Source organism: Lentibacter sp. (genome assembly GCF_965657785.1).
Taxonomy (GTDB): Bacteria; Pseudomonadota; Alphaproteobacteria; order Rhodobacterales; family Rhodobacteraceae; genus Lentibacter.
On record NZ_CBFHPP010000018.1, the window covers coordinates 21,786 to 42,530 of the forward strand.

General features: G+C 59.5%; 24 protein-coding genes. 10 read left to right on the top strand and 14 right to left on the bottom strand.

Going from position 1 to position 20,745, the window contains the following annotated elements; all coding sequences use genetic code 11:
- Positions 1-212: 212 nt before the first annotated feature.
- A complete protein-coding gene (locus tag ACTF58_RS10510; RefSeq protein WP_438991926.1) occupies positions 213-515 on the top strand; it encodes a hypothetical protein in 303 nt (100 codons plus the stop codon).
- 2 nt (positions 516-517) lie between these two features.
- On the opposite strand, the gene ACTF58_RS10515 is transcribed toward ACTF58_RS10510, so the two are convergent.
- Positions 518-1,321 (bottom strand): 3-hydroxybutyrate dehydrogenase, encoded by an 804-nt coding sequence (locus ACTF58_RS10515; RefSeq protein WP_438991927.1) that lies wholly within the window; start codon positions 1,319-1,321, stop codon positions 518-520.
- On the bottom strand, positions 1,318-2,838 hold the full coding sequence (locus ACTF58_RS10520; protein WP_438991928.1) for an AMP-binding protein: 1,521 nt from the start codon (positions 2,836-2,838) through the stop codon (positions 1,318-1,320). Before ACTF58_RS10520 ends, ACTF58_RS10515 begins: the two co-directional genes overlap by 4 nt.
- A 107-nt stretch (positions 2,839-2,945) precedes the next feature.
- Between ACTF58_RS10520 and ACTF58_RS10525 the strand changes: the two genes are divergently transcribed.
- From ACTF58_RS10525 to aat, 4 genes are all read left to right on the top strand, one after another.
- Positions 2,946-3,497, top strand: a complete 552-nt coding sequence (locus ACTF58_RS10525; RefSeq protein ID WP_438991929.1) for a LuxR C-terminal-related transcriptional regulator — start codon at positions 2,946-2,948, stop codon at positions 3,495-3,497.
- Positions 3,498-3,637: 140 nt separating this feature from the next.
- Positions 3,638-4,129, top strand: a complete 492-nt coding sequence (gene accB / locus ACTF58_RS10530) for an acetyl-CoA carboxylase biotin carboxyl carrier protein (protein ID WP_438991930.1) — start codon at positions 3,638-3,640, stop codon at positions 4,127-4,129.
- A gap of 9 nt (positions 4,130-4,138) precedes the next feature.
- On the top strand, positions 4,139-5,491 hold the full coding sequence (gene accC / locus ACTF58_RS10535) for an acetyl-CoA carboxylase biotin carboxylase subunit (RefSeq protein WP_438991931.1): 1,353 nt from the start codon (positions 4,139-4,141) through the stop codon (positions 5,489-5,491).
- Positions 5,488-6,123: a leucyl/phenylalanyl-tRNA--protein transferase gene (gene aat / locus ACTF58_RS10540; RefSeq protein ID WP_438991932.1), complete on the top strand. Its 636-nt coding sequence runs from the start codon at positions 5,488-5,490 to the stop codon at positions 6,121-6,123. Before accC ends, aat begins: the two co-directional genes overlap by 4 nt.
- Here aat and ACTF58_RS10545 read toward each other — a convergent pair.
- From ACTF58_RS10545 to ACTF58_RS10565, 5 genes are all read right to left on the bottom strand, one after another.
- On the bottom strand, positions 6,087-6,446 hold the full coding sequence (locus ACTF58_RS10545) for a DUF2155 domain-containing protein (protein WP_438991933.1): 360 nt from the start codon (positions 6,444-6,446) through the stop codon (positions 6,087-6,089). The two genes, aat and ACTF58_RS10545, sit on opposite strands and share 37 nt — an antisense overlap.
- Positions 6,443-6,898 (bottom strand): outer membrane lipid asymmetry maintenance protein MlaD, encoded by a 456-nt coding sequence (gene mlaD / locus ACTF58_RS10550; protein WP_438991934.1) that lies wholly within the window; start codon positions 6,896-6,898, stop codon positions 6,443-6,445. Before mlaD ends, ACTF58_RS10545 begins: the two co-directional genes overlap by 4 nt.
- Positions 6,899-6,911: 13 nt before the next feature.
- Positions 6,912-7,295, bottom strand: a complete 384-nt coding sequence (locus ACTF58_RS10555) for an NADH:ubiquinone oxidoreductase subunit NDUFA12 (protein ID WP_438991935.1) — start codon at positions 7,293-7,295, stop codon at positions 6,912-6,914.
- Positions 7,296-7,507: 212 nt separating this feature from the next.
- A complete protein-coding gene (gene clpX, locus ACTF58_RS10560; protein WP_438991936.1) occupies positions 7,508-8,773 on the bottom strand; it encodes an ATP-dependent Clp protease ATP-binding subunit ClpX in 1,266 nt (421 codons plus the stop codon).
- A gap of 131 nt (positions 8,774-8,904) precedes the next feature.
- Positions 8,905-9,537: an ATP-dependent Clp protease proteolytic subunit gene (locus ACTF58_RS10565; protein WP_438991937.1), complete on the bottom strand. Its 633-nt coding sequence runs from the start codon at positions 9,535-9,537 to the stop codon at positions 8,905-8,907.
- A gap of 187 nt (positions 9,538-9,724) precedes the next feature.
- Between ACTF58_RS10565 and ACTF58_RS10570 the strand changes: the two genes are divergently transcribed.
- Positions 9,725-10,738, top strand: coding sequence for a GlxA family transcriptional regulator (locus tag ACTF58_RS10570; protein ID WP_438991938.1), 1,014 nt, complete (start codon positions 9,725-9,727; stop codon positions 10,736-10,738).
- Between the two features lie 177 nt (positions 10,739-10,915).
- Here the strand turns inward: ACTF58_RS10570 and ACTF58_RS10575 are convergent, their stop codons facing one another.
- From ACTF58_RS10575 to soxC, 5 genes are all read right to left on the bottom strand, one after another.
- Positions 10,916-12,184: an FCSD flavin-binding domain-containing protein gene (locus tag ACTF58_RS10575; protein WP_438991939.1), complete on the bottom strand. Its 1,269-nt coding sequence runs from the start codon at positions 12,182-12,184 to the stop codon at positions 10,916-10,918.
- 29 nt (positions 12,185-12,213) lie between these two features.
- Positions 12,214-12,912, bottom strand: a complete 699-nt coding sequence (locus ACTF58_RS10580) for a c-type cytochrome (protein ID WP_438991950.1) — start codon at positions 12,910-12,912, stop codon at positions 12,214-12,216.
- The gene (locus tag ACTF58_RS10585; protein ID WP_438991940.1) at positions 12,896-13,489 is read right to left on the bottom strand and encodes a thioredoxin family protein; all 594 of its coding nucleotides are present in this window, start codon (positions 13,487-13,489) and stop codon (positions 12,896-12,898) included. The genes ACTF58_RS10580 and ACTF58_RS10585 overlap by 17 nt, the downstream gene beginning before the upstream one ends.
- 96 nt (positions 13,490-13,585) lie before the next feature.
- A complete protein-coding gene (locus tag ACTF58_RS10590; RefSeq protein ID WP_438991941.1) occupies positions 13,586-14,629 on the bottom strand; it encodes a c-type cytochrome in 1,044 nt (347 codons plus the stop codon).
- Positions 14,613-15,872: a sulfite dehydrogenase gene (soxC, locus tag ACTF58_RS10595; RefSeq protein WP_438991942.1), complete on the bottom strand. Its 1,260-nt coding sequence runs from the start codon at positions 15,870-15,872 to the stop codon at positions 14,613-14,615. The genes ACTF58_RS10590 and soxC overlap by 17 nt, the downstream gene beginning before the upstream one ends.
- A gap of 195 nt (positions 15,873-16,067) precedes the next feature.
- Here soxC and ACTF58_RS10600 point away from each other — a divergent pair, with 195 nt between their 5' ends.
- Both ACTF58_RS10600 and ACTF58_RS10605 read left to right on the top strand, forming a co-directional pair.
- On the top strand, positions 16,068-17,144 hold the full coding sequence (locus ACTF58_RS10600; protein ID WP_438991943.1) for a GSCFA domain-containing protein: 1,077 nt from the start codon (positions 16,068-16,070) through the stop codon (positions 17,142-17,144).
- The gene (locus ACTF58_RS10605; protein ID WP_438991944.1) at positions 17,141-17,824 is read left to right on the top strand and encodes a hypothetical protein; all 684 of its coding nucleotides are present in this window, start codon (positions 17,141-17,143) and stop codon (positions 17,822-17,824) included. Before ACTF58_RS10600 ends, ACTF58_RS10605 begins: the two co-directional genes overlap by 4 nt.
- Before the next feature lie 10 nt (positions 17,825-17,834).
- On the opposite strand, the gene ACTF58_RS10610 is transcribed toward ACTF58_RS10605, so the two are convergent.
- A complete protein-coding gene (locus ACTF58_RS10610; protein WP_438991945.1) occupies positions 17,835-18,614 on the bottom strand; it encodes an SDR family oxidoreductase in 780 nt (259 codons plus the stop codon).
- Between the two features lie 142 nt (positions 18,615-18,756).
- Between ACTF58_RS10610 and ACTF58_RS10615 the strand changes: the two genes are divergently transcribed.
- Positions 18,757-19,761 (top strand): Hint domain-containing protein, encoded by a 1,005-nt coding sequence (locus ACTF58_RS10615; protein WP_438991946.1) that lies wholly within the window; start codon positions 18,757-18,759, stop codon positions 19,759-19,761.
- Here ACTF58_RS10615 and ACTF58_RS10620 read toward each other — a convergent pair.
- Positions 19,758-20,180 (bottom strand): BrnA antitoxin family protein, encoded by a 423-nt coding sequence (locus ACTF58_RS10620; protein WP_438991947.1) that lies wholly within the window; start codon positions 20,178-20,180, stop codon positions 19,758-19,760. The genes ACTF58_RS10615 and ACTF58_RS10620 overlap by 4 nt on opposite strands.
- A 175-nt stretch (positions 20,181-20,355) precedes the next feature.
- Between ACTF58_RS10620 and ACTF58_RS10625 the strand changes: the two genes are divergently transcribed.
- On the top strand, positions 20,356-20,745 hold a 390-nt coding region (locus ACTF58_RS10625), incomplete at its 3' end, for a GTP-binding protein (RefSeq protein ID WP_438991948.1).

Here is a 20,745-nt window from a genome sequence, read left to right on the forward strand (position 1 = left end):
CCCCCCCCTTTCTCCTGCGTCTGGGAGCGTCCCCCCAAATAGACCCACACAGCGTCCCCCAAACGGGTCCGATGGCGCGCAGCGCCATTGGACACCAACCTATTGGACACCAACTTGAAGTGCATTTTACTCAAACCCCGTTCCTTAACGCTCTGTTAGTGTTTCCCGCAGACACTCGTCTCTGGTGGGGGCTCCATGTTCGGAGCCATAAAATGTCCTTTGTAGAAAGTCTCGGCGCCGCGCCTCAAGCGCGTAGCGCCACAGCAACAGCCCTGAGCGAGCGCCTTGCCCAGCCGCAGGCGCAAGCCGTCGCGCCCGTTGCAAAGAACGAGCTGCAAACCGCCGTTCGCCAGGCCACAGCCGCCACATCCACACGCGTGATGCTGGAAAACCCTCCCAAAGAGGCTGCACCCCCGCGCAAGACCATTCCGACAGGCACATCCACAGCCGCCTATCTGATCGAGATGCATCTTGCCCAAGAACTGGCCGACCTTCAGGAAGAACTCAAAGAATAAGCCTATTGCGTTGTCCAGCCACCATCCACAGGAATGGTTGTGCCTGTAATGTTGTGGGCCACAGCCGCGCAAAGCCAGAGCGCCAAGGCCCCGATTTCGCTGGGGTCCGAGGTGCGCTGACTGGGTTGTTTCTCGCGCAAAAGCGCCGCAATCCCTGCCGCACGGTCGCCGCCATGCGCCGCTGCGCGCGCCGCGATCTGAGGTTCGATAATTGCGGTCTCCGTCCAGCCGGGCGCGATGCAATTCACTGTCACACCCCCGCTGTCACGGCTTCCCACGCTCGCATATTCCAGCGCCGCCACACGGCTCAGACCCACCAAGCCAAATTTCGCCGCCACATAAGGCGCCTTATCCTTGCTGGCGACAAGCCCATGCACAGAGGCAATATTGATCACCCGCCCAAAGCCGCGCGCCGCCATAACGGGCATGAGCGCCTGCATGGTGTGAAACGCCGCCGAGAGGTTGATCGCCAAAATCGCCTCCCATGTGTCGCGCGGCATATCGGCCAGCGGCGCAGTGTGCTGGATGCCAGCATTGTTGACCAGAATATCAACCTCTCCCCAAGCCCGCACATCGCGCATCAAACCCTCAATCGCGCTCACATCGCACATATCCCCTGCGAAAAACCGCACATCACACGCCCCTGCCGCCGTCACTTCGGCGCAAGCCGCTGCGGCCTCCTCGCGCGTGGCCAAACCATGCAAGGCAACCCGCGCGCCCGCCCCGCCAAGCGCCTTGGCAATCGCAAGGCCGATCCCCTGCACAGACCCAGTTACAAAGGCCGTCTTCCCGCTCAAATCGCTCATGACATCTCCTCCAGACGCTTGCGCAGCTCGGTCTTAAGCACTTTGCCGTAGTTGTTCTTGGGCAGCTCATCGAGCGCAAAATACGCCTTGGGGCGCTTAAACCGTGCAATATTTTCAAGGCATTGCGCATCCAAAGCCACGTGATCAAGCACCGCCCCTTTCGCCATCACAACAAAAGCCACCACATCTTCGCCCCACTCGGGATGCGGCCGCCCCACAACGCTGACCTCCTCCACATCCGGCAGCTCCAAAAGCACCTCTTCCACCTCACGAGGGTAAACATTGCTCCCCCCTGTGATGATCATGTCTTTGGAGCGGTCATGCATCGTGACATATCCCTCAGCATCCATACTGCCCATGTCGCCTGTCATCAACCAGCCGTTCACAAGCGTCTTGGCGCTGGCCTCGGGGTTTTTCCAATAGCCGGGCATCACCGTGTCCCCGCGCACCATGATCTCGCCGACCGCGCCGCGCTCAAGCTCTGCGCCATCCGCGCCCCCGATCCTGACCTCGACAGCCGATTGCGCGCGCCCCACAGAGCCAAGCCGCGCGCGCCAGTTCGGGTGGCTACGGTCCGTCACATCGTGGCGGGACAGCGCCGTAATCCCCATCGGGCACTCGCCCTGCCCGTAAATCTGTAAAAACACAGGCCCGAAATGCGCCACCGCCTCAATAATATCCGCCGTATACATCGGCCCACCCGCATAAACGACACTGCGTAAGCCCTCGCCTGTTACGCCCGCAGCCTTCGCCGCCAGCGTCATCCGTTTGACCATGGTCGGCGCCGCAAACATATGCACGCGGCCAAAATGCGCCGCCAAGGCGAAGATTTCAGCCTCCTCAAACCCGCCCGAGCGCGGGCAGACATGGCGCGCACCAACCATCACGTGCATAATGTTGTAAATGCCTGCCCCGTGACTGAGCGGCGCGGCATAAAGCGCCGCATCCTCAGGCGTGACCTGATCCGCATCGACAAAATAACACAGCGCCATAGAGCGCAGCATCGCATGGGTGATCATCACCCCCTTGGGCCGCCCCGTTGTGCCCGAGGTGTAAAACAACCACGCCAGATCCTGCGCCGCGCAAGCCACAGGCCGCGCCAACGGCTCAGTCCTGCGCACCGCGTCATAGCCTGCGCTCTGCACATCCATAAGCTGCGCCGTCGTGCCCGCCTCCTGCAACGCGCTGGCGAGACTCGTGTCACAAAACACAAGCCCAGCCTCTGCATTCTCGATAATCCACGCCGCCTCACGCCCGTGCAACTTCGCATTGATCGGCACAGCAATCGCTCCCGCCATCCAGATACCGTATTGCACGATCAGATAGTCAGGCAGGTTCTTCATAAAAATTGCGACAGGCGCGCCCTTGCCTGCGCCCTGCGCCGTCAGCCAGGCCGCCACCTGCCCCGCGCGCTGAAGAAATCCGCCATAATCAGCGAAGCAATCTTCGCCCCAAAACAGCGCCTCCCGCTCTGGCGTCAAAACAGCCGTGCGGTAAAGATACTCAGCAATATTCATATCGTCCTCCCAAACTTGATCACATTCAGCACCAAGCCACGCGCCCCCGCAATGCTGTAGTTCTACGTCCTCTTGCTGTGCGCCTAAAAAGCAGGCACTCTCTCCACATGACGCAGCAGACCCCCTCAGATCTGGCCTTTACCCACGCCCCCATCGGGCTGGTGATCTTGGAAAACCGCATCATAAAATCCGCCAATGCGCTCTTTGCCGAAGTCTTCGGCGGCACGCCCGACAGCTATGTCGATTCTCCCCTTGAGGCGCTCTATCCCAGCCGCGAAGACTACGAGCGTATTGGCGCACGCGGGCTTGAGGCCATGCGCAGCACAGGCCGCTACGCCGACGAGCGCGTGATGCGTCGCCGCGATGGCACGCTGTTCTGGTGCCGCGTGCGCGGCCAGAGCCTGACGCCTGATGCCCCGTTCAAGCGCGGCGTCTGGAGCTTTGCCGACCTCTCCCAAGAGCGCCCGCTCGTCGCCCTCACAACGCGCGAACGCGAAGTCGCCATTCTGACGTGCCGTGGCCTCACCTCCAAAGAAATAGGCCGCGAGCTGGGCCTCAGCTATCGCACAATCGAGGTCTACCGCGCCCGCCTGCAAGAAAAGTTTCGCGCTCGCAAACTGGCCGAACTGGTCGCCAAACTCTCGGGAATGCCCCTGTGAGCCATAATTTCCCCTCGCAATCGCGCGAAAAACCTTCAAACATAGCCCCTGATATGCGGCTTTTCACGCCCGCCCACTTCGCCTATAAGGCCCCAAATCCTGACGCTTCGTAAACTGCGGAGCCAATACCTGAGGACATGATGACAAAAAAAGACGGAACTCATGACACCGATGTGGCCTTTATCGAGGCACTGGCGAAAATTCTGGGTGAAAACGACCTCACCGAGCTGAACGTAAAGCGTGAATATGGCGACAACGACAGCCTCAATGTCCGCGTCAGTCGCAAAACCGAAGTGGTGCAACAGATTGCAGCGCCAGTTGCTGCGGCCGCGCCTGTTGCGGCTGCCGCCTCTGCCCCTGCAGCGGCAGCTGCCCCCGCCGAAGATCCGTCAAGCCATCCCGGCGCGGTCAACTCGCCGATGGTCGGCACGATCTATCTTCAACCAGAGCCAAGCGCCCCGTCGTTTGTCTCTGTCGGCCAGCAAGTCAGCGAAGGCGACACGCTCCTGATTGTGGAAGCCATGAAAACCATGAACCACATCCCCGCCCCCAAGTCGGGCACAGTGAAGCGGATTCTGGTCTCTGATGGCGACGCTGTCGAGTTCGGCGCTCCCCTGATGATTATCGAATAAGGCCCTGACATGATTGAAAAAGTCCTTATCGCCAACCGTGGTGAGATCGCCCTGAGGGTCATTCGCGCCTGCCGCGAAATGGGCATTCAGTCGGTCGCAGTCCACTCGACCGCCGACGCCGACGCCATGCACGTGCGCATGGCCGACGAAAGCGTCTGCATTGGCCCGCCTGCGGGCACAGAGAGCTACCTCTCGATCCCCGCGATCATTGCCGCCTGCGAAATCACAGGCGCGCAAGCGATTCACCCGGGCTATGGCTTCCTGTCGGAAAACGCCAATTTTGTGCAGATCGTCCAAGACCACGACCTGATCTTCATCGGCCCGACAGCCGAGCACATCCGCGTCATGGGCGACAAAATCACCGCCAAAGAAACCATGATCAAACTGGGTGTGCCCGTTGTGCCCGGCTCTGACGGCGGCGTTGCCACTCTGGAAGACGCGCAGCGCATCGGCGCCGAGATCGGCTATCCAGTCATTATCAAAGCCACAGCAGGCGGCGGCGGCAAAGGCATGAAAGTGGCGCAAACCGCCGCCGATATGCCCTCTGCTTTCCAAACCGCGCGCGCCGAGGGCAAGTCGAACTTCGGCAATGACGAAGTCTATATCGAGAAATACCTCACCACGCCCCGCCACATCGAAATTCAGGTGTTTGGCGACGGCAAAGGCCGCGCCGTTCACTTGGGCGAGCGCGACTGTTCGCTCCAACGCCGTCACCAGAAAGTCTTTGAAGAGGCCCCCGGCCCCTCAATTTCCCCTGAAGAGCGCGCGGCAATCGGCAAAGTCTGCGCCGACGCCATGGCCGATATCAACTATATCGGCGCGGGCACGATCGAATTCCTGTATGAAAACGGCGAGTTCTATTTCATCGAGATGAACACCCGTCTGCAAGTCGAGCACCCCGTCACCGAGGCCATCTTCGGCGTCGATCTGGTGCGCGAGCAAATCCGCGTTGCCGAAGGCAAGCCGATGTCCTTCACGCAAGAGGATCTCAAGATCAACGGCCACGCCATCGAAGTGCGCATTAATGCCGAAAAACTGCCCAATTTCTCGCCCTGCCCGGGCAAGATCACGCAGTTTCACGCCCCGGGCGGCCTCGGCGTGCGCATGGACAGCGCGCTTTACGACGGCTATTCCATCCCGCCCTATTACGACAGCCTCATCGGCAAGCTCATCGTTCATGGCCGCGACCGCCCCGAAGCGCTCGCCCGTCTGAACCGCGCGCTTGGCGAGCTGATCGTTGATGGCGTTGACACGACAGTGCCGCTCTTCCACGCGCTCTTGCAGGAAGAAGATGTCCTCTCAGGCGGATACAACATCCACTGGCTGGAACACTGGCTCGAAACAAACCTCTCCGAGGCATGAGCCTCACGCCCGAAGTTGTGCTTCATGCCTATGCTTCGGGCGTATTTCCTATGTCCGAAGGGCGCAACGATCCAGAGATCTTCTGGGTCGATCCGCGCGAGCGCGGCGTCCTCCCTCTCGACGGCTTTCACATCTCCCGCAGCCTTGCGCGGCAGATGAAGAAAGGCGGCTATACACCCGCAATTAATCAGGACTTTCACGCCGTCCTACTGGCCTGTGCCGACCGCGAAGACACATGGATCAATGCCGAGATAGAGGCGGTGTTTCTCGCCCTGCACGCGCTTGGCTTCGCCCATTCTTTTGAAATATGGCAAGATGGCGCGCTCATCGGCGGAACCTATGGCATCGCCCTCGGGCGCGCCTTCTTTGGCGAAAGTATGTTCAGCCGCGCCACAGGCGGTAGCAAACTCGCCCTCGCCCATCTGGTTGATCACCTATCGCGCACGGGCTTCACACTCTTTGACACCCAGTTTCTCACGCCCCATCTCGCCAGCCTCGGCGGTGTTGAAATCAGCCGCGCAAGCTATCGCGCCCAGCTCGCCGAAGCGCTGCACCATCAAGCCGATCTCTTTTGCATAGACCTCGCGCAAGACCCTCACTGCGTCTTGCAGCGCGTCACCCAAACGTCATAGCGCGGATGGTCGAGCGCACTCAGCGCAGGCGAAGAGCCGATCATCCAGCCTGAAAAAACCATCTCGGATTTTCCCGTCTCGCGGATCGTGACAAAGGCATAAGCGTCCCCCGAAGGGTTGCCCTCAGGATAGCGACATTCGCCAAGCGAAACGACCAGACGGCCAAACGCAAGCGAGGTTCCATTGCCCATATCAAGGTCGGTGGTCTTGCCGTTGACTTTATCAAGGCCGCGCAAAATCGCCCCTGTTCCAAGGCTGGCTTGCTCGCCCAGAGCCGCCGTGCCCGCAATCATAAGCGCAAAGCCGGCAAGGGCGCGCTTCATTGCGAGCCCCCCGCGCCGCCCGAAACGAACTTGAGCAACAGGGAAATCAAGGAAACCGAGCCTTGCGTATCCAGAATTTCATCGCCCGTTTCATAGAAAAACGGCGAGCCACCGGGCATAATCTCAACAAAGTTGCCGCCCAACAGCCCCTCTTGGCTCACCACAACAGCGCTGTCATCAGGGATCGCAACGCCTGCAGCCACGCTCAATGTCGTGTCCGCACGGTAAGTCTCCGGGTTGAGCGCAACGCCCGTCACCGTGCCGACTTTGACCCCCGCAAGGCGCACATCGGTGCCCACAGTCACGCCCTCAAGCGAGCGAAACGACGCTGTCAAAGGATAGCCCGCGCCTTGGCCCGTAAATCCTGTGGCTTGGCCCGTATAGATCACAAACGCCACCGCAGCCGCCAAAACCGCGCCGCCCACCAATACTTCTGTTGTGTTTTCAGACATTTACAATCCGCCCCTATTCAGGAGCCCAAGCCTCATAATCACGGCGCTCTTTGGGTGCGGCGCGGCGCAAAGACCCTTCAGGCACATAGGCCAGCGGCGTGCCGGTGTGGTTTGGCTCATGCGGCTTTTCCCACGCCTTATGAGGCAGTGGCGCATCGGTTGGCGTCTCTTTAAACGTGTGGTGCAGCCAGCCGTGCCAGTTCGCATCAATGCGGCTGGCCTCAACCGTGCCATTGAACATAACCCAACGGCGCTTGCCGTCGCGGCTGGTGTAATAGACATTGCCCTGGCTGTCTTCGCCAACGCGCGTGCCCTTACGCCAGGTGTAAAGCTGGGTGTTGAGCGTCGAGCCGTTCCACCATGTGGCCACTCGCAGGATAGATTTCAAAATGCCCATAAGAGCCTCCGCAAAACTTGCATGAGATATGGCCCAATTTCAGGCCAAGGTCCAGCCTCGCTTGCGCCATTTGCGCCCTGCTGTGTAAAACTTCGCCTAAATTTTCCAAAAGCCGTCCCGTTTGACAGGGGCAGAGACGCGCGCGCCCCAAAAGAAAAACCCCGCTGGCGTCACACCAACGGGGCTGTCTTCTCTCACTCAAGCGCAGGCGATCAGCTCGCCGCGCCCTCTTTTTTCTTCTGGTCCGCATAGATGATCAGCGGCTGCGCCTCAGAGGTCACCGCCTCTTCATTCACAACAACTTCCTGCACATTCTCAAGCGCTGGCAAATCAAACATCGTGTTGAGCAAAATATCCTCAAGGATCGAGCGCAAGCCGCGTGCACCTGTCTTGCGTTCAATCGCGCGCCGCGCAATCGCGCTCAGCGCATCGTCAGTAAAAGTTAGCTGCGCATCTTCCAGCTCAAAGAGGCGCTGGTATTGCTTCACAAGCGCGTTCTTCGGCTCGGTCAGGATCGTGACAAGCGCGTCTTCGTCCAGGTCTTCCAGCGTCGCCAAAACAGGCAAACGGCCAACAAACTCGGGGATCAGACCAAACTTGAGCAGATCTTCCGGCTCAAGCGATTTGAACGTTTCGCCAATGCCCACCATGCTCTCGTCGCGCACATCCGCGCCAAAGCCCATAGCAGAGCCCTTGCCGCGCTGCTTGATGATCCGGTCAAGGCCCGCAAAGGCCCCGCCGCAGATAAACAGGATGTTGGTGGTGTCCACTTGCAGGAATTCTTGCTGCGGATGCTTGCGCCCGCCCTGTGGCGGAACAGAGGCAACGGTGCCTTCCATCAGCTTGAGAAGCGCCTGCTGCACCCCCTCGCCGCTCACATCGCGGGTGATCGAGGGGTTTTCAGACTTGCGGGTGATCTTGTCGACCTCGTCAATATAGACAATCCCGCGCTGCGCCTTCTCGACGTTATATTCCGAGCTTTGCAACAGCTTGAGAATGATATTTTCAACATCCTCGCCCACATAGCCCGCTTCGGTCAGCGTGGTCGCATCCGCCATGGTAAACGGCACATCCAAAATCCGCGCCAGCGTCTGCGCCAGCAAGGTCTTGCCGCAGCCCGTCGGGCCAATCAGCAGGATGTTGGATTTGCTCAGCTCGATGTCCCCGCCCTTCTGGGCGTGATTGAGGCGCTTGTAGTGGTTGTGCACCGCCACAGAGAGCACGCGCTTGGCCATCGCCTGACCAATCACATAGTCATCCAGCACACCACAAATCTCTTGTGGCGTCGGAACCCCTTCGCTCGACTTCAGGCTGCTGCCCTTGGTCTCTTCGCGAATAATATCCATACAAAGCTCAACGCATTCATCACAGATAAACACAGTCGGCCCCGCAATCAGCTTGCGCACCTCATGCTGGCTCTTGCCGCAAAAGCTGCAATAAAGCGTGTTCTTGCTGTCGCCGCCGCTATTCGTCGCCATCCGTTTGCCCTTTCTGGCCGTCGTCTTTCAGGCAAAGGCTCAAAGGCCCCACCATTTCGTCTGCTGTGGTTCAGCTTAGGTCAGCCCGCGCCGCGCCACAATCGCAAATTCGCCCCAAGGCAGCCCGCTGCCTAGGCGTCAGCCTCGCCCGCTTTGTCGCGGTTGGTGACGATCTCGTCGATCAATCCCCAGTCCTTGGCCTCTTCGGGGCTCATAAACTTGTCGCGCTCCAGCGCCGCTTCCACATCGGTCAATGTCTGCCCCGTGTGGTGCACATAAATTTCGTTCAAGCGGCGCTTGAGCTTGAGCGTCTCTTCCGCGTGGATCATAATATCAGAGGCCTGCCCCTGATAGCCACCAGAAGGCTGGTGCACCATCACGCGAGAGTTCGGCAAGCTAAAGCGCATCCCCTTCTCGCCCGCAGTGAGCAAAAGCGAGCCCATGCTCGCCGCCTGCCCGATCACAAGCGTGCTGACCTTGGGCTTGATGTATTGCATCGTGTCATAAATCGACAGCCCGCTCGTCACCACGCCCCCGGGCGAGTTGATATACATACTGATTTCTTTTGAGGGGTTTTCCGCCTCAAGATGCAAGAGCTGCGCCACAATCAGGCTGCTCATGCCGTCATGCACAGGCCCGTTCAAAAAGATGATCCGCTCCTTGAGAAGGCGCGAAAAGATGTCATAGGCGCGCTCGCCACGGCTCGTTTGCTCAACGACCATCGGTACGAGCGTGTTCATGTAAGTTTCATACGGGTCTGTCATCTTATCCTGCCTGCTTTTACATCTCACGGGATCCATATCGGATCATTGCTAACAGAGTCTTAGTGGCGCGTTCCAAGGGCTGCAAGGCCGTTCGGGACGAATTCCCATGATCAGCTTGCTTGAAACTGCCCCCGATTGGTATAAGGCGGCAGTTTAACGGCCCTCATTCCCCGCGAAAGGCACAAAAATGTCCGACACCCCGCGCTCTTTTGTGGAAAAAGGCTCCTCGGCGCATTTTGATGTCGAATTTGACGGGACAACCGATACGTTTCACTTCCTGCTGCTCCCCAAAACAACAATGCTCGCCGTCGCCGCCGCCATCGAGCCGCTTCGCATCGCCAACCAGATCACAGAAAAACCGCTTTACAACTGGTATACCCTGTCTGAAACAGGCGCCCCCGTCACCTGCTCCAACGGAATGCGCATCACCCCCGACAAACCGCTCGAACCCCTGCCCGCGGGGGCGCAATGCTTTGTCTGCGGCGGGGTCGAGCCCGAGCGCAATATCTCAAAACCCGTGCTGTCCTTTATCCGCCGCGAATCGCGCTTCGGGCGTAAATTCGGCGGCATCTGCACAGGCAGCTTCGCTCTCGCCGCCACAGGCCTGATCAAAGACCAGTATTTCACGCTCCACTGGGAAAACCAGCAGCGCTTTCGCGAAGATTACCCCGATTTTGAGCCCACAGACCGCCTTTATGAAATCGACAAAGGCCTGATCACCTGCGGCGGCGGCAACGCCAGCATTGATATGATGCTCGCCCTGATGGAGCGCCGCCACGGCCCCAAGCTCGCCGCCGTCGTGGCTGATATGTGCCTGCACGGGCGCGCCACCAGCTCCAAATCCTCGCAAACCACGGCCGCAAGCGCCGCCATCGGCTCGCGCAATCCCCATCTGCTCGCCGCGCTCGACCTGATGCGCGCCGAGGTCGAAGACCCGCTCTCCATGTCTGATATCTGCACAGAGCTCGGCGTTTCCCGCCGCCAGATCGAGCGGCTGTTTTTGCGCCACATCGGCCAGCCGCCAATGCATTGCTACCTCGAAATCCGCCTCGCCCGCGCCCTCGCCTACCTCAAAGAAACCAATATGACAGTCGCCGATGTCGCCGTGGCCACAGGGTTCTCCTCCTCAAACCACTTCACCAAACGCTTCAAAGAACGCTACAACCGCACCCCGCGCAGCTACCGCGTCAGCTGGAGCTAGCCACAGGCTTTGCAACTGGCTCTGCCGCGAAGTTTGCAACCGGCTTTACCCCAGATCGCGCCCAAAACAGCCCAGTCTTTTTCTTTCTAAAAATATCCCGGGGGAGTGTGAGGGGGCAGCGCCCCCTCACCCGGTCGGACTGTGCAAAGCACAGTCCGATACCCCTTAAGTCCAGAATTAAGCTCCGAACATATCCGCCGTGATCCCGGCATACCACCCAATGCTTTCCTCATAGGTGACCTTGCGCAAGGCGGCGTCTTCGCCGGTCTGGCTGATAAACCCGTCCACTTTGGCGATTTTTTCATCCGTCGCCTCATAGGTCGCGCCAACTTTGACGCCATCGTCGGTGTCGATCAGACTCCAGCAGGTGTTGGAGAACTTCGCAGGGAAGACCTTGCTGCCCGTCAAAGCCCCGCGCACAGCCATGGCGCAGACCTTGGCTTGCGAGTTCGCCGAGAAGCCCGACTTGGGCATATCGCCCTGGTTCGTCGCATCCCCCAGCACATAGACGTTTTCATCGACACGGCTCTGCATGGTATGGCCAATCACCGGCGCCCAATTGCCCTCGTTCACACCGGCAATCTCACAAATCCGTCCCGCTTTCATGGCAGGAATAACGTTGCAGGCGTCGACTTTGGTCACCTCGCCGTCAATGCTCACGGTCATCTCGTCAGCATTGACTTCTACGTTGCCGCCGCCAAAATCTGCGCCGATCCAATCCACCATGCCCGCATAATGCGTGCTCCAGCCTTCCTGAAACAGACCCATCTTTGAAAACTTCGGCTTGGGGTCCGCAACAATGATTTTCGCCGTCGGGTTTGTCTTTTTCAACACATGAGCCACCATGCTGACGCGCTCATACGGCCCGGGAGGGCAGCGGAACGGGTTGGGCGGCGCGACCATGGCAAAAACGCCGCCTTCCGGCATCGCCTCGACCTGCGCTTTCAAAAGCTCCGATTGTGACCCCGCCTTATACGCATGGGGCATCTTGTTTTGCTTGCTCACGTCCCAGCCGGGCACAGCGCCGTCGACAAAGTCGATCCCGGGGCTGAGAATGAGCTTGTCATACGGCAAGACAGCCCCGCCCGCGAGGGTGACAGTCTTGGCCGCGCGGTCCACATCAATCGCCCAGTCATGCACCACATTGACGCCCTCATTTGCCAATCCGCCATAAGAGTGGCCAATCGAGCTCAGCTCGCGAAACCCGCCGATGTAGAGGTTTGAGAAAAAGCAGGTGTAATAAGCGCGGCTCGGCTCGATCAGCGTGACGTCAATCTCGCCCTTGCCATCGCGGGCCAGATAGCGCGCCGCGGTCGCTCCGCCCGCGCCGCCGCCAATGACAATCACCTTGCCAGCGCCGCCGCCGGCTGCGCGCACGTGTGGCGCGCTCAAAAGCGTGGCCGCCGCTGCGCCGGTTCCGATAAAGGCTCTTCTGTTGAGTTTCATTTTTTCGTTCTCCCTGTTAAATCAGTATTTTACTCTAGGTTCTTAAAGTATGCCGCCAGCGCGGCAATCTCCTCGTCACTCAGCCGCCCCGCCATCATCTGCATCACAGGATGTGGCCTGATCTTACGCTTGTAAGCGTGCATCGCCACAACAAAGTCTTCCTCGGGCCACTGCGTGATCGCAGGGATGCCGTCGTCCCCGCCGCTGGCCTGATGGCAGCTTGAGCATTCACTGGCGAGATATTCGCCATATTCAGGATCACCCACAATCGCGAGGATTTCGGGCGCAAGCTCGACCTCGCGGGGCACCCCTGTCGGCTCGGCTTCGGGAATATTGGCAGGGCTTTCCGAAAAGCTGCGCATATAGGCCAAGAGATCGGCCCGCGCCTGCGCGTCTTTGATCCCGCGGATGTTCATCCGCGTGCCACTCACAAGCGCCTTGGGGTTCTCGATATAGGCGTCAAGCGTGCGCAAATCCCAAACAAGCCCGTTTTCGCCCTCGCGCCGCAAGCCTTTGGAATATTTATACTCTTCAGTAAAAGCCGCCGCCACACGGCCAAAAATCCCGTTGAGATGCGGCCCCACACGGTGCTCCGCCCCATAGCCGATCTGATGACAGGAGGTGCATTGGTGAAACACCTTCGCACCGCGCTCTGCATCCCCGATGTCCTCAGCCCCCGCAGCGCCCGCAAGCGCCACAAAAACCAAGGCCTTACCAAACGTCTGGATCAAGTCCCTCTGCCTCCAATGCTGCAAACTTGTCCTGCAAATAGCGCTGGAAGGTTTGCTCTTCAAATTTGCGCTCCGCCACAAACTCAAGCGACGCGAGGTAGTGAAACGGCTTCAAATAGCCGGGCATCCGAAAGCTCTGCGCCGCGCTAAGGCTCTCCGCGCCTGCGTTCGAATTGTGCATCAATATCGTTGTGGGGGTGAAATTCACGCCCCATTTCGCGGCCAGATTCCGCTCTTCATGCGCCTGCCAGTCAAAATCAAGGACCTCACGCGCGCCAAACATATCAAGCTGGATCACGTCATAATGCGCCTTGATATAGTCACTCAGCGCAGGGCGCGCGAAATTGACCTCATGCAACTCGCGGCAATAGGGGCAGCCGTTCTGCTCATACAAGATCATAAGATGACGGCCCTGATCAGCGGCCTGGGCCAGATCATCGCCGAGCTCGAGAAAGCTGTCTAGAAACCACGGTTGCTTGTGCAAGCCGTCCTCGCCCAGCTCGGCCGCAAAGCCCGCGCCCGCGGCTCCGAAGGCCGCCGCAGCTGTCAGTGTAAACTGTCGTCTGGTCAGCATTGCCCCTCCTCCCAAAGGTTCTTGCCACTCAGTATGCCACAAAATTATCCCGCGACAAAACGGGGGCGCAAGAAAATGCGCCCCCATTGGTAAATCTTACGGGAAAGATCTCAGATATTCGGTCACGGCGCGAATATCTTCTTCCTTCTTAAGACCTGCAAAAGACATTTTGGTCTTTTTGATAAAGTCTTTCGGCTTGGTCAGGAAAGCCGCCATATTGGCATCGTCCCAAACCATGCCGCTTTCGCCCATCTCAACCAGTGTCTTCGAGTATTTGAACCCTTCAATATGACCAAACTGCGCCCCGACAACACCGTTCAGGATCGGGCCGGTCTTGTTCTTGGCGCCCTCGCCCACTTGGTGACACGCCTTGCACTTTTTGAAGACTTTCTCGCCTTCGGCCACAAGCTCCATATCCAGCGCTGCCTCTTCAACCACAGCTTCGGCCGCAGCCTCTTCTGCTGCCGCTTCCTCCACAACAGCTTCCACTGCGGCTGGCTCTGCGTCAGGGTCGTCAGGTGAGTTGGGATCGCCCTTAAAGACAACATTCTTGGTGATCTCAACGCTGTCCTTACAGTCCGTCATGCAAGGCTCGCGCACAAAATGCGCCTCCGAGGTGCGCCGGTCATCAATGATAAACCCGTTCGCATTGGGCATTTCTACGTCCAGAAATGTCTCTTTGGACAAGACAAAATCATCATCCACCAAGTCATTGGAGAAGAGGATATAAGCCACAATCGCATAGACTTCGTCCGCCGTCAGCGTTTGCGCCGCACCAAAAGGCATAGAGCGGTTCACATAGTCCCAAGTTGTTGAAAGATATGGCCAATATGAGCCAACAGTTTTCAACGGGTCTTTGTGGTCTAGCGTGCCTTTGCCGCCGGCAAGTTTGGGCCAGTTGCCCACACCTTCGGCAAAATCGCCGTGACAAACGCCACATTGCTCTGCAAAGACTTCTTCTCCGGTCCAGACATCGCCCGACCCTTCGGGCAAGCCCGTTCCATCGGGGTGGATGTCAATGTCCCACGCCGCGACTTCGGCGTCTGTTGCCGCACGGCCAAGGCCGAATTTCTCCGCCGCCGCAGGGCTGGCCGCAGCCAGCGCAAGGGCCGCAACTGTCAGTTTAAGATACTTCGACATTGTCTGCCTCCCCGTTTGGCTGAACCCACCAAGTCTGGATTGAGTTGTTGTGATAGATCGAGTTTTCACCGCGCACCTCGCGCAGCTCGTCTTTTGTCGGCTGGACATAGCCTGTCTCATCCATCGCACGGGCCTGAAGGAACATTTCCTCCCCGTCCCATGTGGTATCAAGATAAAAGCGCGTCAGCGCCATTTTCTCGCCCGGCTTGGCCAAGCGCGCGGTTTCCCACGTCTTGCCGCCGTCCTTGGACACATCCACACGCGTAATCGCGCCACGGCCCGACCATGCCAGACCAGTGATCACCAAGGGGCCCTTGCCATGCTTGATCGGCATCTGCGGGCTGGGGCTTGTGATGATGGATTTCGCGTCCATCTCCCATGTCCACTTGCGGCTCGTGCCGTCGGCCAGCGTGTCGGTGTATTTTGAGGTCTCTTCGCGGCTTTCCACAGCGGCGTCCGTCACTTCGATGCGACGCAGCCATTTGACCCACATATTGCCTTCCCAGCCAGGCACACAAAGGCGCACAGGGTAGCCGTGCTCCATGCGCAGCGCCTCGCCATTGGCCTTAAAGGCCACAAGGCAGTCATCCAGAGCTTTTTCCATAGGAATAGAGCGGCCATTGGACGAGGCGTCCGCGCCCTCCACATAAACCCACTTGTCCTTCAGGTCACCCGCCGCACCAAGGCCCGCCTCGTTGAGAAGCGTGCGCAGAGTCACACCAGTATATTCCATATTATGGATCATACCGTGGGTATATTGCGCGCCATTAAGCTGCGCACCGGCCCATTCCATGCCCGTATTCGCCGCGCATTCGCAGAAATAGACATGGTTCTCGCGCGGAAAGCGCTCAAGGTCTTCGTATGTAAAGACCAAAGGCTGGTCGACCAACCCGTTGATCATCAAACGATAATCTTCTTTCTTCAGCTCGATCGCGCCAGAGTGATGGCGCTCAAAGGCGCAGCCCTGCGGCGTGATCGTGCCGTCAAGCGCGTGGATCGGCGTGAAGTTGATCGAGCTGATCTGATCCGCCGTGAGCCATTCAACAGTGCGGCGCACAACATCGCCTTCATACTGGATCGGCAGGCCATAGGGCGTCTCATCGACCCCCGCGCCAAGGCCTGAGGCCCACTCCTGCACTTCTGTAATGAGCGGATCATCCGCACGCGCTGCGCCGGCCACTGCCGCCGCAGGAACCGCCGCTGCCGCCGCTTTCAAAAAAGCGCGGCGCGATGGCGCCTTCATTCCCGAGCTTTCTGACATCGAATCTCGCCTCCCTGTTTTTAGTCTTATTCACAATATTGAATTTAATCGCGTTTGTATACCGTCATATTCTTTTCGATGAATAACTTCTTTACAGCCCATAAAAAGCTTACGCATTCAAGCGCTTGACCGCGCATGGCCGATGCCCGAAACTGTTGTAAAAGTTGAGGCCGTTTTATGAGTGACACCCCCTATTCCTCCCAGCCCCCCTCTGCCTTCTGGCGCACCGCCGTCGCCGAAACAGGCATCTGGGGCTATAACAGCCTCTTCCGCTCCAAGTGGAAACTCCCCGCCAATGCCGCCTTCGCCACCTATGGCAGCTGCTTTGCCCAGCACATCTCCCGCGCCGTGCAAGCCAACGGCAAACCATGGGTCAACGCCGAGCCCGCCCCCGCCTCTGCCTCGCCCGCGCTGGCGGCGCGGTTTGGCTATGGCGTCTACTCCTCGCGCACCGCCAATATCTATACAGCGCGAATGCTCGAGCTCTGGGTCGCCCTCGCCCAAGACCCTGAGCGCTGCGCTGAAATCGAAATCTGGGAAAACGAAGGCCGCTTCCGCGACAGCCTGCGCCCGACAATCGAGCCAGACGGCTTTGACACCCGCGCCGACTGTCTTCAGATGCTCCAAGCCACAGCCCGCGCCTTTGGCCGCTCGGTGCGCGAGGCGCAGGTCTTTGTCTTCACCATGGGCCTCACCGAAGGCTTTGAGCACAGCGACACAGGCCAGCCCTATGCCCTCTGCCCCGGAACCCTTGCGGGCACCTATGACCCGTCCCAACACAACTTCGTCAATTACCGCTACCCCGCGATCCTGAAGTCGATGAAAACGGCGATTCGCGGGCTGCGCGCGCTCAATCCCAAAATCAAAATCCTGCTCACAGTCTCCCCCGTGCCCCTCACCGCAACCGCCACGGGGTCTCATGTCCTGCTCGCCACCCAATATTCCAAGTCCGTCCTGCGCGCCGTCGCGGGCGACCTCGCGGATATGGCCGCCGATGTCGACTACTTCCCAAGCTACGAGATCATCGCCGCGCCCCCGACCCGCGCCCAGTTCTTTGCGCCCAATATGCGCTCGGTCGCGCCCGAAGGCGTGGCCCTCGTGATGGAGCACTTCTTTCGCGGGATGCGGTTTTCCAAGAAAATCCTCCCCAAAGACGAGGCCGAGGCCCGTCACCGCGCCAGCGTCGCCGCAGAGGCCGCCGCCGAAGAGCTGGCCTGCGAAGAAATTCTGCTTGATCCGGGAGCCAAACCATGACCCGCGTGATTGTTGTCGGTGACAGCCACGCCCGCGCGCTTGCCCTTGGCGCGACAGCCCTTGGCTATGAGTGCCTCAGCTTCGCCACCTCCGCCGCCGCTTGGCGCGACGGCGTCATGCGCCTCGCCGCCGACGGAACCTTGACGAGCGAGCGCTTTCGCGCCCGCCAGAAGATCGAGAGCTTCCAGCAAGAGGCCGCGCATCCCAACCCGCTTCTCTCGGGCACGCCCGTGATTGCCAGTATCGGCTATCACAGCTCCCAGTTTTTGACCGAAATGCGCATGAAAAAGCTGGGGCTCAGCCACGTCCCCTCCAAATCTGCCGAAACACAGCTTTCGCCAGCCTTTCTCGCCGCTTGGCTCGCAGAGGCGCGCGCCGAGGCGCTGGACGGTCTCGCCACAATCGCCGCCCAAGCGCCGCTCGTGGTGGTCACACCGCCCCAGTTTGAAGCCAAACCGCTGCTCACAGCGCTCAATGACGCCCTGAGCCAGCTCATCCGCGCCCGTGGCCTGCCGCTCTATGATCCCAACAGCGATATGGCCGACAATACAGGCGCACTGCCCGCCACATTCGCCCATGAAGACGGCAAACACGGCAGCGAATCCTTCGGCGTCGAAGTGCTCAAAAACCTTGCGCGCCAGACGCTTATTCCAAAGCCTCCAGCGCGCAAAAATACTTGATTACAATGGCTTACATAGTGGAGTTAACAGCGCCACCATCCAGCAAAATATTCTGGCCCACAATAAAGCCCGCGTGCTGGGAGCACAGGAACGCGCAGGTTGCGCCAAATTCTTCCGCCGTGCCATAGCGCCGCGTCGGAATGGTCGCCTCACGCTGCTTTTGCGCCTCCTCAGAGCTGATCCCCTGCGCACTCGCCACGCCCGCATCCAAAGACACAGCCCGATCTGTCGCATGAATGCCAGGCTGCAAATTGTTGATCGTCACACCAGAGGCCGCAACCTGACGCGCCGTGCCCGCCACAAAGCCGGTCAGCCCCGCACGCGCCGAGTTTGACAGCCCCAGCACAGGAATCGGCGCTTTCACCGACTGGCTGGTGATGTTCACAACACGGCCCCAGCCCTGCGCCTGCATATGCGGCACAAGCGCCTGCATCAGAGCAATCGGCGTCAGCATATTGGCATCCAGCGCCGCCACAAAATCGTCACGGCCCCAGTCGGTCCACATCCCCGGAGGCGGCCCGCCCGCATTGGTCACAAGGATGTCCACATCCCCCGCCGCCGCCAGCACTTTTACGCGCCCCTCGTCTGTGGTCACATCCGCGGCCACAGTGATAACCTCGACGCCATATTTTCCAGCAATATCCGCCGCAACCGCCTCAAGCACCTCCGCGCCGCGCGCGTTCATGACAAGGTTTACCCCCGCTTCGGCCAGCGCCTCGGCACAACCGCGCCCCAAGCCCTTGGAGGATGCGCAAACAAGCGCCTTCTTACCTGCAATTCCCAAATCCATGTCGCGCTCTCCTAAATGTTTCGCACCACAAAACCCCAAATCGCCGCCAAAGGCCAGAGCAGAGCCGCAGACTTGCCGCGCTTTTGCCCAAATCCTATACTAGAGCTTGGGGACGTCCCCGATATAAAGAGTATCCTGAGTGATGAGTGAAACGGCCCAAGCCTTGCAAGTCTATCCCGCGCCGATGCTGCCGGTCTCAAGTGGCGCCAATTTTGGCGACAGCCTGAGCTTCGCGGCAGACCTCATGCTCGATGATTTCTACCAGCTCGCCCCAAAGGCCATGCCCCTGCGCCTAAGCCTTCACGCCCTTCAAAACGGCCAGTTTCGTATCGCCTCAAACACCCAAACAGGCCAGATCGGGGCCACTGTCGTGCTCGACAGCTGCCTCACCCTGATGGATAGCAAAAGCCACGCCATAGAAGTGCTCCTGCTTGTGGAAGTCACCGACTTGGGCCATGTCGCCGAGGTCTACGCCATGCCGCTGGCCCCGCTTCGGCCAAAAGAAGACTACCGCCTCGTGCGAATAGATACCGAATCTGCGCCCCTGCGCTTTTCGCAGCTCGCCTGCGCCTCTTTCACACGCGGCACCCGCCTCAGCCTCGCCACAGGCGAGCAGCGCGCTGTCGAAACGCTCAAAATAGGCGACACTCTGCTCACCCGTGACGACGGCCCGCAGACCCTACGCTGGATCGGGCATCACACCGTCCGCTCCATAGGCGATTTTGCCCCCGTTCTGATCCGCAAAGGCACCCTTCACAACGAAAACGACCTGCTCGTCTCCCCGGATCACCGCCTCTTTGTCTACCAGCGCGAAGACAGGCTCGGCGCAGGTCGGGCCGAAGTCCTCCTCAAGGCCCGCGATCTCGTCAATGGCGAGAGCGTCACGCGGCAGGAAGGCGGCTTTGTGGACTACTACCAGATCCTCTTTGATGCGCATCAAATCGTCTTTGCCGAAGGCATTGCCGCCGAAACCCTCCTGATGGAGCCGCGCACCCGCTCGGCCCTGCCGGCCCATATCGCCGAAGCGCTCTCTGGCGCACCCTCGGGCCACAAGAGCCGCGCGCAGGGCGAATTCGAGGTTGGCGCAAGCCTGCTGCGCCGCCCCGACGCGGCCGAACTCTTGCTGCGCGCCTCGCGCGGCAATTAAGTCTTCTCGGCCTCCGCCTCGGTCCCGCTCTCAGCCTGTGCCTCAGTGTCCCGTAGCCGCGCGGCCAGCGCAATCTGACTGGCGATCTTGGCCTCCATATAGCGCTCAAAGCGCGGCACATGGGTGTTGTCGTCCCAATGCGAGCGCAGTTTTCCCGAGGCGAGGCCTAGCCAGTAGAGCCGCAAAATCTGATTGATCCGCGCGCCATACCCCGGCCCCATCTTGCGAAACCAGCGCACCATATCCGCGTCCAGCCGCACCGTGACCCGCGTCTTAGCCCGCGCAATCGGCCTATCGTCCAGCCCATACCAGTCCTCTGGCAGCGCCGTGTCGATCCACTCTGCCTTCAGCCCCTCCTGAAGCGCGCGCAGCTCCATCATCATTTCGCGCTCGGCCTTGGCTTTCAAACTCTGTGTCATGTCTCACCTCACGTTATTTTGAGGCAGCCTGACATCAAGCTGTTAACCTTTTGCGAGACCTGCGAACGCCTGTTTGGGGGGTGCACGGGGGGTGCACGCCCTGTGCACGCTTTTCACCCCCCTAGAATCGCAAGCATTCTTGCCAAAGTCGCGTTCGTTACCTATACGCGCGCTCATGGCTACAGACCTTTCAAACCGCCCCAAGCTCCCGCCCGAAATTGCCCGCCGTCGGACCTTCGCGATCATCTCGCACCCCGACGCTGGCAAAACCACGCTGACGGAAAAATTCCTCCTCTATGGGGGCGCCATCCAGATGGCCGGACAAGTGCGCGCCAAGGGCGAAGCCCGCCGCACCCGCTCGGACTTTATGCAGATGGAAAAGGACCGTGGAATCTCTGTTTCGGCCTCTGCAATGTCGTTTGATTTCAGCGGCTTGCGCTTCAATCTTGTAGACACACCCGGCCACTCGGACTTCTCCGAAGACACCTATCGCACGCTCACAGCCGTCGACGCCGCGGTGATGGTGATTGACGGTGCGAAAGGCGTCGAAAGCCAGACCCAAAAG

What these genes read in the sequence shown, in the direction of transcription:
- ACTF58_RS10525 (WP_438991929.1), top strand. Translation starts at nt 2,946, where the DNA reads ATGACGCAGCAGACCCCCTCAGATCTGGCCTTTACCCACGCCCCCATC.
- ACTF58_RS10610 (WP_438991945.1), bottom strand. Translation starts at nt 18,614, where the DNA reads ATGGATTTGGGAATTGCAGGTAAGAAGGCGCTTGTTTGCGCATCCTCC.
- ACTF58_RS10600 (WP_438991943.1), top strand. Translation starts at nt 16,068, where the DNA reads ATGAGTGACACCCCCTATTCCTCCCAGCCCCCCTCTGCCTTCTGGCGC.
- ACTF58_RS10605 (WP_438991944.1), top strand. Translation starts at nt 17,141, where the DNA reads ATGACCCGCGTGATTGTTGTCGGTGACAGCCACGCCCGCGCGCTTGCC.
- ACTF58_RS10545 (WP_438991933.1), bottom strand. Translation starts at nt 6,446, where the DNA reads ATGAAGCGCGCCCTTGCCGGCTTTGCGCTTATGATTGCGGGCACGGCG.
- soxC (WP_438991942.1), bottom strand. Translation starts at nt 15,872, where the DNA reads ATGAAGGCGCCATCGCGCCGCGCTTTTTTGAAAGCGGCGGCAGCGGCG.
- mlaD (WP_438991934.1), bottom strand. Translation starts at nt 6,898, where the DNA reads ATGTCTGAAAACACAACAGAAGTATTGGTGGGCGGCGCGGTTTTGGCG.
- ACTF58_RS10565 (WP_438991937.1), bottom strand. Translation starts at nt 9,537, where the DNA reads ATGACAGACCCGTATGAAACTTACATGAACACGCTCGTACCGATGGTC.
- ACTF58_RS10570 (WP_438991938.1), top strand. Translation starts at nt 9,725, where the DNA reads ATGTCCGACACCCCGCGCTCTTTTGTGGAAAAAGGCTCCTCGGCGCAT.
- accC (WP_438991931.1), top strand. Translation starts at nt 4,139, where the DNA reads ATGATTGAAAAAGTCCTTATCGCCAACCGTGGTGAGATCGCCCTGAGG.
- ACTF58_RS10575 (WP_438991939.1), bottom strand. Translation starts at nt 12,184, where the DNA reads ATGAAACTCAACAGAAGAGCCTTTATCGGAACCGGCGCAGCGGCGGCC.
- ACTF58_RS10585 (WP_438991940.1), bottom strand. Translation starts at nt 13,489, where the DNA reads ATGCTGACCAGACGACAGTTTACACTGACAGCTGCGGCGGCCTTCGGA.
- ACTF58_RS10520 (WP_438991928.1), bottom strand. Translation starts at nt 2,838, where the DNA reads ATGAATATTGCTGAGTATCTTTACCGCACGGCTGTTTTGACGCCAGAG.
- ACTF58_RS10510 (WP_438991926.1), top strand. Translation starts at nt 213, where the DNA reads ATGTCCTTTGTAGAAAGTCTCGGCGCCGCGCCTCAAGCGCGTAGCGCC.
- aat (WP_438991932.1), top strand. Translation starts at nt 5,488, where the DNA reads ATGAGCCTCACGCCCGAAGTTGTGCTTCATGCCTATGCTTCGGGCGTA.
- accB (WP_438991930.1), top strand. Translation starts at nt 3,638, where the DNA reads ATGACAAAAAAAGACGGAACTCATGACACCGATGTGGCCTTTATCGAG.
- ACTF58_RS10615 (WP_438991946.1), top strand. Translation starts at nt 18,757, where the DNA reads ATGAGTGAAACGGCCCAAGCCTTGCAAGTCTATCCCGCGCCGATGCTG.
- clpX (WP_438991936.1), bottom strand. Translation starts at nt 8,773, where the DNA reads ATGGCGACGAATAGCGGCGGCGACAGCAAGAACACGCTTTATTGCAGC.
- ACTF58_RS10620 (WP_438991947.1), bottom strand. Translation starts at nt 20,180, where the DNA reads ATGACACAGAGTTTGAAAGCCAAGGCCGAGCGCGAAATGATGATGGAG.
- ACTF58_RS10515 (WP_438991927.1), bottom strand. Translation starts at nt 1,321, where the DNA reads ATGAGCGATTTGAGCGGGAAGACGGCCTTTGTAACTGGGTCTGTGCAG.
- ACTF58_RS10590 (WP_438991941.1), bottom strand. Translation starts at nt 14,629, where the DNA reads ATGTCGAAGTATCTTAAACTGACAGTTGCGGCCCTTGCGCTGGCTGCG.
- ACTF58_RS10555 (WP_438991935.1), bottom strand. Translation starts at nt 7,295, where the DNA reads ATGGGCATTTTGAAATCTATCCTGCGAGTGGCCACATGGTGGAACGGC.